Source organism: Streptomyces sp. TLI_171, from assembly GCF_003610255.1.
In the GTDB taxonomy this organism is placed as follows: domain Bacteria; phylum Actinomycetota; class Actinomycetes; order Streptomycetales; family Streptomycetaceae; genus Kitasatospora.
In genome coordinates, this window is sequence record NZ_RAPS01000001.1 from 6,155,011 (window position 1) to 6,168,021 (window position 13,011).

Here is a 13,011-nt window from a genome sequence, read left to right on the forward strand (position 1 = left end):
ATGGAGGACCTGGAGCCGCTGATCCTGGCGGCCGAGGACGGTGCGGATCCCCAGAGCCCTCCACTGGCCGACCGGGTCCGATTGATCAGGGAACTGGCGTTCGGGCCGGCCGCCATCGAGACCGCCGCCGTGCTGCAAGCCAACACGCCTGCCGTGGCGGTGTTGCTCGCCGTGCCGGGCCTGCTCGAAGCTGTCATCGCCCACCCGCACCTGCTGGCATCGGTCGCCGATCCGCACAGCGACGTGGTCGGCGCGGTGCACCTTGTCCCCGACCTCGGCCGGGCCCTGCGCGACCACGACCAATTCGCTCGGCTCTACCCTGCCGGCAACCGCCAGCCGCGGATGGACGTCGAGACCGCAGACGAGATGGGCGGGCAGTGGCTCGCGGACAACCCGGACATATTGGCCATCGCGAGCGACTATGAGTTGAGCCCGTGGCTGGGCCGGAGCCACGTTCTCGATCGCCTCCTCGTCGGCAGCTTTGCGGCCGCACAAGCCGTCAGCCGCAACCCCGGCGTGGCCGACGTGCTCTGGGCCAACCCGGCCCTGACCGAACGCCTCCTGGAGGCGTGGGTAGCAGGGAACGAGCCTCATCCCGGCTGGGGACCGGACGGCCGCCGGCGGCCGAATGCTGGCGACGCGACAGTCGCTGCCGCCCTCGCCTCGCCGAAGACGATGAACGCCCTCGTGGCGAACCCCGCCGCCGTCAGCATGATCGATTCGGTGCCCGGCTTCGCTCAGTTGCTGGCCACCCGAGCCGAGTCGCAACCCGTCCTGGCCAAGCTGTTGACCCCCCGGATCCTCGGCGTGCTCGCCTCGGCACCGAACGCCGTGAAGGCTATCGCCGACAAGCCCGCGCTGGCCTCATTGGTGGCCTTGGAGCCGGACATCGCCGCCCACCTCGACGACCCGGAACTCGCGGAACTGTTCGCCCAACCCGGCGTCGTGGCCAACCTCGCACGATCGCCCAAGGTAATCGCCGAGCTTGCCCACGTTGAGGCTCTCCGGCAGCTGATCGGCGCCCATCCTCGACTCGCCGCCGCCCTCGCCCGGGGCGATGACGAGGCGCTGACCCTCACCGACCGGGCCGACCTGATCGCTGCGGTCCGGGCCCACCGATCGCTGGTCAAAGACCTGTTGGACCAGAGCCAGCTCTGGAAGGCCGTCCGCGGGATGGCCCCGCTGGCGCGCGCGTTGACTGTGGCAAAGCCAGCCCTGCTGGAGCGGCTGCGACATCACTCGAACGTGCTGGAGGCGTTTGCCGCCGCGGGCTCCCTGTCCGGGACCCGGCCTGAAATGGCGGAGATCGCCGCGCTCGTCGAGTCCGAGCAACTGCTCGAAGCCCTCGAACGGCAACCGGTGTTCACCGCGGCGCTGATCCGTGACCAAGTGCTACTGGGTCGGGCGGTGCGCCATCCGCAGCGGCTTCTGGCGCACCTGGAGACCATGCAGGCGCAGCCTTCGGCTGGCGGGACCCGCCGACCGAAGGCCAAGAAGGGCAAGGCCAGGCCGATGGCACCCGCCGGCTCCGGGTCCCCGCTTGCCGGGCTCGAAGCCGTGCTCGCACGCCCCACCGCACAGGAAGCCGAAGCCGCAGCCGCAGACGCTGCCGGAACGGCCCCGCCCCAGGCGGCGCCGTCCTCCGCACCGGGGGCGGCAAGCCCCGCCGGCCCGGTCGACGCCCCCGCGATGAGCCCAACCGCCCGCGTCCGGGGCGTCCTGCCTGGCCACGCCGAACTGTTCGACAGCGATCCGGACCTGCTGAGCCGGCTTGCGGACGGTATCGCGGAGGCGGACCTGTGGGACGCACTCACCGATGCTTCCCCGCACCTAGACGGTCGGCCCGAGCTGCTCCAACTGACTGTGGTCCAACCGGAGATCCTGGTCGAGCTGACCGAGCCGGGGGCCGCAGAAAGCCTGTCGTTCACGAACACTCCGAACGGCATCGGCGACAGCTTTTCCACTGACCTGGAGCGCTACCGCAAGCGGATGCTGGTCCGGGGGGTGCCGCTCTACAGCGACCCGGGTGCCGAGGAACGTCTGCGGCGCGTGCTCGCCGACGAGTGGGAAGACCGCCGACGGGAACACGACGCTGCCCGGGAGGCGGAGCGCGCCGCCCTACGACGGCGGTTCACCTCCTTCTCCCCGCTGAACTCCCAGACCTGGCAGTACAGCGGGCGCATCCACTACGTGGGCGTCGCGGAGGGCAGCTTCACCGACCTGCAGACAGCGGTGCTGCAGCGGGCGGCCGAAGCGGGTAACGGTATCCGCGAAGCACGGAAGACATCGGGCCGCCCCCTCCACGTGCACTTCGACGGAGGCACCGGTGGCGCGTCGGTGACCTACGTCCAGGCGGCTGACGGGCGGGTGGACATGATCGTGTATGCTCGCGCCACCGGACGCGCCAACAACGTGTACAAGTGGCTCGGGGAACTGCACAGCTCCGGTCCCGTGCCGCTGGACGGCGACGTGGCCCGGTTCGTCGAAGGCATGGCCGCCGAGACCGGCCGGGCCCGCCACGATCTGTGGCCCGATCTGTCCGCCGGACCCGACGGCGGAACGGACCGCGGCCCCACCGTCCAGGCGCCCAAGGCCCTGGCCGACGGCTCCGGAGTCGCCTCCGGCAGCGCCGCACCCCAGCCGGGCGGCGGCGCGCGGCGGCGGCGCCGGAACGCCGCGCCGGACAGCAGCACCCCTTCGACACCTTCCGCTGCTGAGGCTCCGGCCACCGCGGGCCCGTCCGCGACCGTGTCCGCTCCCGCAGCCGCCATCACGCCCGCCACACCTGGCACCGCGTCCGCCGACGCCACCACGCCCGCCGCTCCCGTCAAGCGTGGCCGTCGGCGTGGGGCCGCGCCTGCGTCCCAGTCCGCGGTCGACAGTGTGGAGGTCCTGGCCCGCGCTGCGATCGAGGCCGTCAAGGGGTCGGTCTTCGTGGCCGCCCAGCCTGAGTGGGCCCCGCAGACCGGCCCGGGACAGCCCCACGCGCCCAATCAGGTCGCCGAACGGATCCGGAAGGTGCTCCCCGACCTGCCGCCCGCCCTGCGGACGGGGATGCCACTCGACGTGGCCCGCCTGTTCGTCACCCGCGTACCGATCGAGCCCGGCCATGCCCAGGCGATCGCCGACCTGGCCGACCACCCCGATCTGCTCAGCGCGGTCGTCGAATTCCCACTCCTGGCGGAACTGCTGCTCGCCCGGCCGCAGTACATCTCGGTGCTAGCCGGCCGCCCGGCGCTGCTCGACGGCCTCACCGGGGCGCTCGGGATGGACCGCCTTACGGCGATGCTCGGTGACCTCGGGGCTGCGGACTTGCTCTTCGCCGACCCGGTCCTGCTGGACCACGTCGCGAGCGACCCGGGCTTTGCCGTCGCAGTCTTCCGTGATCTCCAGATGCTCTTCGTGGCGAAGGACAAGGTCCTGCTGTTCACCGAGCTCGCACGGAACCTCACGGTCGCGACGGCCGTCCGGGCGAACTCCGCAGTGCGTATCGCGGTCCTGGCCGCTCCGGATCCGGTCGCCGCGCTCACCGTGCTCCGCGGGATGCCCGCGCTCGCCCGCGCCCTGATCGAGCCGGGGGCCTCGGTGAAGTCCGGAGAGCTGAAAACGCTGCTGCGGGACTTCGACCTCCAGGGCCGCGTGGGACGCCACCCCGCCACCCACGACGCACTTGTCAAGATCCCCGGCCTACTGCGTCTCGTCACCGAGAATCAGGGCCTGCTGGATACCATCGCCTCGGTCGACGAGTTCGCCGGTGCACTCGTGGACGTCCCGTATCTCGCCGCCTGGCTCGCCGAGAACCCGGTGAGGATCGAGACGGCCGCCGCCAACCCGAACATCGTGGAGGTACTGACCACTTACCCGCGCCGCTTCCACGCCGCGACGGCCACTGACGTGGGTCGGCACAACCTGCTGCCGGCCGGGACGCTGATGTCCATGATCAGCTCGCCGCTCGCCGAGCCGCCGAAGATCACCCCCGTGTCATGGGTCGTCAAGACCACGGAGGGATGGGCGATGATCGAGGCTTTGAAGAAGGCCCCAACCCTGCGACCCCTGCTCGGTAGCGTCGGGAACCTGACCGACATCGCGAACGGACTGGAACTCCTCGTCGACGACCTCAAGGGTCGCGAGTTTCTCAACCTGCTAATCGCGAACCCGCAGCTCGTTCCGTCCGTGCGCGACCTCAGGCGGCTCTGCCTCCCCGCGAACGAGTCCGTCCGGGAGCTGATCTTGACGCAGCCGCACCTCCGTGTCCCGGCCCTGATCTCCCTGATCGCCCGCAGGCCGGGGCTCCGCATGCACCTCGGCGACGCCGCCTGGCTGGAGGAGTTCCTCGGCGGCAGCGGCACCGTCGGCCTGGCGCTGAGCTCCGATGACGCGGCGTTCGCGTGGGCCTTCTTCAACCGCCGCGACCTCGTCGGAAAGGTGATCGACGACCCGGAGGTGAAGGACCTGCTCAAGCGCTCCTCCGTAGCCGTGGCCGGTCTGCAGGCTGGCCAGACCATGATCCGCCTGCTGGCGCGGCCGGGCGGAGCCGCGACGGCGGGCGCGGAGAACTCGCTGGTGCTCCGGTCGCTCGGGCAGCACCAGGGCGCCCTCGACGCCCTGGCGCGCAACCGCTGGACCCCTGCCGAGGTCCGCGCCAACGCACCGCTGCTCCGGGTCCTCGCTCAGTACGGCTCGAACGGCAGCGAGGCGCAATGGGACCGGCTGCTCAACGACTCTGGGTTGCTCGCCGTCCTGGGCAGCCCCGCCGGAACGGCACTGGTCGGCCGCATCGCCCGCGACGGCCTCCTGATCCCGGTGCTGTCCCGCCCGTCGGTGCTGGACCACCTCCGCACGGCGGACGAAGCCGAACTCCGGCGACTGACGGTGACCGTCAACGCGCTTCCTGCGTTGATCGACTCGACGCCTGCGGACCTGACCACCTGGGGTGTCCCGGTGGAGCCGGACGTCGTCCGGCTGGCCCGGGAGATCTCCAGGGGGGCGTCGGACGCCGCCCTGCGGCCCTTCGCCGAGAGCGCCGGCATCGTCGGCGACCCCGAGCGGGAACCGCTGATGCGCGGCCTGCTCGAATTGTTCCGTCGACCCGAGGTGACGGAAGGGCTCCGCCGGCTGCGCGACAACCCCGAGGCGATCGCAGTCGTTCTCACCCTGCCCGGACTGCTGGCCGCAGTGCTGGAGCACAACCACCTGGCCGGCCCGGTCGCGGACCCCGCGTCCGACGTCGTGGGCGCCGTGTACCGGGTGCCGCGCATCGCACAGTTCCTCCGGGCCGACAGTCGATTCGCCAGGACATTCCCGGTCCTGAACATGTATCCCCGCAACGTGGTCGAGCACCAATCGCCGACGGAGGGAAGCCGGGAGATCCTCGCGAACCCGGACCTGATCACGCTCAGCCTCGACCGCACGGCGCTCACCAAGGTCAGGTCCCGGCCTCGGCTCCTCCGGTTCGTCAACAGTTCCCGGGCCGCCACGCGCGCGCTCGTCACGGCCCCCGAGATCCTCGATCCGCTCCTCCAGACAGACGGATTGCTCACTGCCCTGCAGCAGGTCTGGACCGCGGGCACCCCTGACGGCCCCGAGTGGGCGCCGAACGGCCGCTGGGTCGAAACCCAGCGGGACCTCGTCGTCTCGGCAGCGCTCGTCTCTCCCCGAACGGTCGAACAGCTGAGCCGGGACCCTGCGGCCGTCGACTGGATCGCCCGGGTCCCCGGGTTGGCCGAACTGCTCATCGACAAGGCGGCGGCCAGGCCGGACCTGGCTCTGCTTCTCAGCACCCCGGTGCTGAAGGAACTGGCCGCCCACCCCAAGGCACTGGGCCTGGTGGCCGCCCGTCCGCGACTGGCCCAGTTCCTCGCCCAGGAGCCGGAGTTGGCCGCGCACCTGACAGACCCAGGTGTCGTCGCGCTGCTGTCGAACGGGAAGAGCCAGGCGACCCTGGACGCCCACCCGGCCCTGCTGCGGATGCTCGTCGACGAGCCGGCCCTGCGTACCGTCCTCGCCGCCCACCCGCGCCTGGTCGACGCCCTGGCCTTGGGAGACCCGCGCACTCTTGCCCTGGAGACCCGGCCCGACCTGCTTGGGCTCCTCGCCGCCCACCGGTCGCTGGTCATGGACCTCTTCGGTGACACCGCGCTGTGGCAGGCGGTCATCGCCCTTCCCGGGCTGGCGCGTGCCCTTGCTCATACACGCCTCGCACCCGCGGAGGACGCCGGCGAGGACACCGGGGCCACCGACGAAGGCTTCGGCGCGCTCAACCGCCTCCATCGCTACGGGAACCTGCTGCAGACGCTGGCCGACCGCGGCCGTGCACCCGGACGGGCGCTCGAGGAAAGCCTGCTCACGGCCCTCGTGGCAGCCGAGGATCTCCACGCAGCGCTCGACCAGGACCCGGCTTTCACTGCGGAACTGCTGCGCGAGGAGGATCTGCTCGCCCGGGCGCTGGAGGCGCCGGACCTCCTCGCCCGGCATCTCGTCCGCCGTGCGGCAGCCCGTAGCCGCGAGGAGACTGCGGCGGCCGCTGCGAACGCCACCAAGGGGAAAGAACGCGACAAGGGGAACCGCACCCGCCCCGCGAAGGCGCGGTCGGCTCTCGCAGGGCTCGCCGAGGTCCTTCCCGCCCTCGCTTCTCCGGACACCACCGACGCGGCGCCGCCGGCCTCCCGCCCGCAGTCGACGGTGGCCGCCCGGGCATCGGACCGTGCCGCCGCGCAGTCCACGGGCACGGCCCGGCGCACGCGCGTGGACCGACCGGCGGACCAGGGGGCTTCCGCGCTGACCCGGCTGGGCGGGGTCCTGCCGGTCGGTGCCGCCGTGCTGGATCAGGACGATGAGCTCGCGGCCCTCATCGAGTCCGTCGTCCAGGAGTCCGACGCCTGGGACGCCCTTGCCGAGGCCGCGCCGAACCTCATGCGCCACCCCGAACTGTTGGTGCTGGTCGCCGTACAGCCGGAACTGCTGGTGGAACTCGCGGACCCGCAGGCGGCCGCTGCGCTCGCTTTCGCCTCCCTGCTCCCGGACGTTGGGGACAACTTCGAGGAGGACCTGGCGGCCTATCAGAAGAAGGTGCACGCCGCCGGCATCCCCCTGTACCGCGACCGGGGCACCGAACGACGCCTCAAGGCCGTGCTGAGAGCCGAATGGGAACGCCGACGCGACGCTGAGCTGGCGGAGCAGGACCGGAAGCGCGAGGCCACCGCCGAGCGCATCGAGGTCTTCTCCTCCCAGACGGACTCGACCTGGACGCGCAGCGGCGTCGTCCGATGGTCTGCGGGCCTCGAAGGCCGCTTCACACCGAAGCAGATGGCCGCCATCGGACGGGCGGCACAGCATGCCGAGGGCATCCGCGAACACGGCATCAGCATCAACAAGCCGCTGCATATCCATCTCGACGGTGGTTCGGGCGGTGCCTCGGTCGCTTTCGTCCTCGCCGAGGACGGCAGGGTGGACTTGCTGGTGTACGCCCGCGCTACCAGCAGGAGCGGCAACGCCTACCACTGGATCGGCTACGGCGGAACCGGGACCTCGGGCCCCGCGCCCCTTCCGGATGGCGAGAACGGCGATCCCCACCTCGCCGACTCGATCGCCCGGGTCGCCCGCCTGCGGGAGGAACGCGCCATCGCGTCGAAAGCGGGGCGCGGCGGGGCCCGTGCACCGCAGGCAATGATCGGGACGACTCCGCCCGACACGTTCGGCAAGACCGAGGGGAAGACCCCCGCCCGAGGTGCCGCACCCCGACCCGAGCCGACCCGCTCGCAGCAGGCCGAACGCGAGAGCGGGGACCTGCCCGGGAGGGTCAACCCGAATCCGGTGCCCGAGGAACTGTGGCGCCCGCTCGTGGCCGGCGTGCCGCCGCAGCGGATCCACGCGGACGTGTTCGTGCCGTCGGCCGAGGGCACAACCTTCGCCGGCCCGGTTCCGCGGAGGCTGGAGGGTCGCCGCCACCTGGTGCGCGCTGACGCCCGCCGCTTGTCGACGGACCGCGGCAGCGTCCTCCACCTCAGCCTTCCCCTCCCGGTAGCGGCCGTCCCAGGGATTGGGCAGGAGAAGGTCCGGGAGTTTGCGGGACGACTGCAGGACATCCTCGACCGCCACGTCAACGCCGCCGGCTACGTCCTGCCCGGAGGCGAACAACTGCACCTTCAGGCCTACCTCCAAGAAGTGACCCGCCCGCCGGGGGAGGAGGAGCAGGCGGACGACGACGTCATCCTCCTGACCTCTGGAGCCCATATCGGGAACCCCGACCAGCTCACCCTCGACACCGACTTGTCGGACGCGGTGCTGCTGCACGAACTCCTGCACTACGCCGGTCTCGCCGACGAGGACGAGGACCCCGCTTCGCTCCTGCGCGCCCCGGGCAGCAGCGCGGTGCGGGACACCGGCCCGATGTCCACCGGCGTCGGCGGCACAGGCCTCTCCCGCCGCCACCTCAACCGGATCGACGCGCTCGTCCGGTCCGGCGCAGACGCGGTGCCGACGGCGGATCAGCAGACGCCCTCCGGCACCGGTCCTGTCGGGCCGAAGTCTGTACAGGGTGACGTCCTCCGAGCCCGAATCAACGACGGTGCCGGAAGGACCGTGGAACAGCACCGCACGGCTGGCTCCGTGCACGTGCCGGTCACCGCCGGCCGACTCGGGACCTTCGTCGTCACCGGGTCCCTCGCGGTACGCACCGTGGGGTCGCCGGGCACGGTCGACGATGTGCCGTCGCGGGGAAGTCAGTCGGACGACGGAACTCCTGCCGGGTCGAACAGCGATGCCCGGACCGTCAGCCCGGTCAATTCGGCGGGATCTTCAGCGAACCTCGGATCGCTCGACGACGAAACCCGTGTCGAGCTGGATTGGCCGAGCGTCAGTCCGAACCGGTCGGAAATATTCGGAGGGACCTTCGGAGCGGACGACGACGAATACTCGGTCTTCGAGGACTACGACGGTGAGGGCGTTTCCCCCCTCTCGAAGGTCGGCCTTCCCATCGACGAGGATGCTGTTCAGGTCTCGCCCTTGCGGGACACGGTGCAACCCCGGCCAGTTGCCGGGGGAATGGGCGAGGTGGAGGCTCGTCTTCGTCCCCCCGGCGAGGAGGCGGAGACCGTCTTCCACGACATTTCGACCGGGCAGCCCGATGCGCGTGAACCCGATCCGGCGGCCGTCCGCTCCCTGCTCTCGTCGGCCGACGGGGCACGTCACGCCTCCGCGCTGCTCGTCCGGGCACAGTCGGGTGTGAGCTCGGCATCCATCGCCGTGCGGACCGCGCAGGCCCAGCTCGTGCCCCTGCTGCGAAACCCGATGGCTCTTGCACCGGTCGTCCTCGGTGGCGCCCGGATCGAGGTTCACCCCTCCGCTCAGGGAGTGGTGGCTGCGCGTGGGACCGAACCGGACGTGGTGCGCACCGGGAACAGCGCCCGTGTTGCCGCGGATGCCGTGGTAGCGAGTGCCGACGGGTCGGACCGGCCCGCGGGGGCGGCCGCGTTGGCACAGCTCGTCCACGCGAACCTGGAAGAGAAGGACCGCCAACTGGTCGAGGCAGTCTTCGCGAGGCATGAACATGCCGACCAAGCGGAGACGGAGACGTCGGGAACAGCGGCCCACGGCCACGCCGAAGGGGGAACCCCGTGGCCGGACGGCCCGCGTTTTGGCCCTGGATGGGGCGATGAGGCGAATCGCTCGACGGAGAATGCCGAGGCCTTCTTCACCGGGCTCAGCCTCGCCTGGAACGGTGTCAACCACGGCACCGACCCCGTCACCGAACAGGAACGTCACAACGGAGCCGCATGGGTTCGTGCGACCCAGCCCCAGGCCATTGTCGATCTGCTCGGGCACCTGTACGGCCCTGGCCTGGAGAGGGCCGTCGGGACGCCCAGCATCCACCACAGCTCCGTGCTGGCCGCACCGGTAGGACAGGCCGAGCCGACTGCGATGGTCGAACGAACCGTGCCGGTTCTGGAGGTGGCTGAGCGGGTGGCGGAGGCTGAGCTGGTCGAGCAAGTCGCCCGTGCCACGGTCGAGCAGTCAATTCTCGCCGCTGCCGTCGATGTCCTGCCGGGCCGTTCCGATGGCGGCGGAGCAACGGACGGCGTCCATACTGCCGTGGCAAACGGAGCGGACGACCCCGCACGGCCCGAAGCCTTCAACGGCGACGCGGAGAGGACGGCAGCGGCCCGTGAGCCCTCTGCCCTGCCGATTGCCGACCCCGAGGCGGGACCGAGTCGTTCGCAGAGGGTCGGAGACCAGGCCGTCGAGGTCCTGCGGACGCTGCGCGCCCAGACGCCCCAGGTCGGGGCGGACGTCCGCGCGGCGGTGTCGCGGCCCGGGGCCAGCGTGACGGCTCGGGGGGCCCACCGGAGGGCGCTGGCCGAGTACGAGGCTGCCAAGGCGGGGTTCCTCCGCGCGAGGTCTGCGTTCCTCGCAGGCACGACGGCGTCGGCTCCGGCCCAGTTGACGGACGCCCGCGACCGGTTGGCGAGGGCGGAGGACCGGCTCAGCTCCGCTAGAAGGGAGCTGGTGGGCTTCGGCAGCCAGGGGGAGGACCTCGACGGAGTCCTTGAGACGCAGTCTGTTCGCGGCAGCGAGACGCACGATGAGGCATCGGACACTGGTGAGGGAGATGGCCGTGATGGTGCTTCGTCGGTGGTGTCGTCGCGGGGTGTTTCTTTGGTGGTTCCGGCGGTTCGCACTCTTTCCGAGCGGTCGTCGCGGGTGGCGGCGTTCGAGCGGGGGCGGGCGAGGCTGTCCGATGAGCAGCAGCAGGACATCGCGCGGACGGCGGCGCGGATTGTGGATGCCGGGTTGAAGGCCCGTAGTGAGGGACGGACGCCTCCCAGGTTCCGGGTGCGGGCGGGCGGTCAGGGGCACGAGCGGCCGATGCTCGGGTTCGGTTCGTGGCATCGTGCCCTGGCGGTGGATCGGGCTGGTCTGGTGAGTGCGGGTCTTGTTCTGGCGGTCGAAGCGGAACTGGCCCATCGCGGTATTCCAGGGTCCCAGTTGAGGTCCGTCGTTGTTTTGGCTCCGTATGCGGTGAGTTCCACGACCAGGGGTTTCCGGTTGTGGCGTTCGGACGAGGGGGCGGTGGCGGGGCGGGCGGTCGTGATCGAGCCGGTCGACGCCGGGGGTGACATCGGTCTCGGTGCTGACAGGGGAGTACCGTCGGAGCCGGTGGACAAGGGTTGGAAGGCGGTGGACGTTCCGGCGTTCATCAAGGGCCAGACTGATGTGCGGGACGAGCAGCACCGTGTCATTGGCCAGATCGCCCGCAGATTTGCCAGGGAGGTGCTGGAGGCGGAGGTGGCCGGGCGTCGCTTGCCGCGTGTTCGTGCGGTGGGCGGTGGCGGTCCGGCGGAGCGGCGGTCGTACGGCAGCGGCAGTTGGTCGTCGGAGTACGGGATGCAGCGGGCGCGTGCTGTCCAGCGGGTCTTCGAGATGGCGCTCAGTCGTCAACTGGAAGACCTGGCCCCCGAATACGGTGTGGAGCCCCCGCCCCTGTCGCAGGTGCTGGAACGGCCCGCGCCGGCAGCGCAGGCATCCCTGACTGCCAGTGGCCCAGAGCCTGGCAGCGGCGCCAAGTCCGTGTACCCGAACCGCGATGTCCGCATCGAACGCGTTGCCGACCGCGACCCCGACGCCGACAGTGACACCGACAGCGACGCCGGGAGCGAGACTTCCAGCGACGCCGAGAGCGAGTCGTCGGAGCTGGACACGGGCCGACGTGCCAACGCGTCTCCTATCGGCGGCCGGTCGGGCCGGACCGCCCGGCGAGCCGCGGACCCAAGCCGGCGCGCGAACCATTGGAAGTCGAGGCTGCTGGAGATCGCCGGAGTGGACGACCCGTCCTCGCCGCAAGCACAGAGGGTGCTGGAGGCCTGGTATCGCAGGATGCGTGCGGGTGCGGCACTTGAGTTGCTTGCGTTCAACACTGGCGGTTCGGAGGAGGAGAGGGGACGCCGTTCGGCGAATTTCGAGGCCGCGTTCGCCGAGATCGAGTCTGCCCGTGAGGGACTGCAGGAGGTCGGAGTCGACCCTGACCGGGCGGAGGAACTGCGTCGGGAGCTGGGACAGCACTGGGCCTTCGAGGACGCACGGCGGCAGGACGCGGAGGAGGCCGGCGTCCAGGAGGTCGTGGCCCCGGCACCGCGCACCGTCGGGAGTGACCCAGAGGTCGCGTCCCCGGTACCGAGCACCGTTCGGTCCAGCCACGAGGATCCGGCCGTGGCCGACGCGGACCGCGGCGAACGGCAGGACCCGCCCGTCCGCGCCGAGCCCGACGGCGACACGCGGCCCGGGCCGCTCGACGACGAAACCCGTGTCGAGCTGGATTGGCCGAGCGTCAGTCCGAACCGGTCGGAAATATTCGGAGGGACCTTCGGAGCGGACGACGACGAATACTCGGTCTTCGAGGACTACGACGGTGAGGGCGTTTCCCCCCTCTCGAAGGTCGGCCTTCCCATCGACGAGGATGCTGTTCAGGTCTCGCCCTTGCGGGACACGGTGCAACCCCGGCCAGTTGCCGGGGGAATGGGCGAGGTGGAGGCTCGTCTTCGTCCCCCCGGCGAGGAGGCGGAGACCGTCTTCCACGACATTTCGACCGGGCAGCCCGATGCGCGTGAACCCGATCCGGCGGCCGTCCGCTCCCTGCTCTCGTCGGCCGACGGGGCACGTCACGCCTCCGCGCTGCTCGTCCGGGCACAGTCGGGTGTGAGCTCGGCATCCATCGCCGTGCGGACCGCGCAGGCCCAGCTCGTGCCCCTGCTGCGAAACCCGATGGCTCTTGCACCGGTCGTCCTCGGTGGCGCCCGGATCGAGGTTCACCCCTCCGCTCAGGGAGTGGTGGCTGCGCGTGGGACCGAACCGGACGTGGTGCGCACCGGGAACAGCGCCCGTGTTGCCGCGGATGCCGTGGTAGCGAGTGCCGACGGGTCGGACCGGCCCGCGGGGGCGGCCGCGTTGGCACAGCTCGTCCACGCGAACCTGGAAGAGAAGGACCGCCAACTGGTCGAGGCAGTCTTCGCGAGGCAT

General features: G+C 71.1%; 1 protein-coding gene (only partly in view). It reads left to right on the plus strand.

Annotated elements, in window-relative coordinates; all coding sequences use genetic code 11:
* Positions 1-13,011, plus strand: partial view of a hypothetical protein gene (locus tag BX266_RS27615; protein WP_120314416.1) — the 5' end (the start) only. 20,175 nt of this gene lie beyond the right edge of the window; the window shows 13,011 of its 33,186 coding nt (coding positions 1-13,011); its start codon is at positions 1-3; its stop codon lies off the right edge, out of view.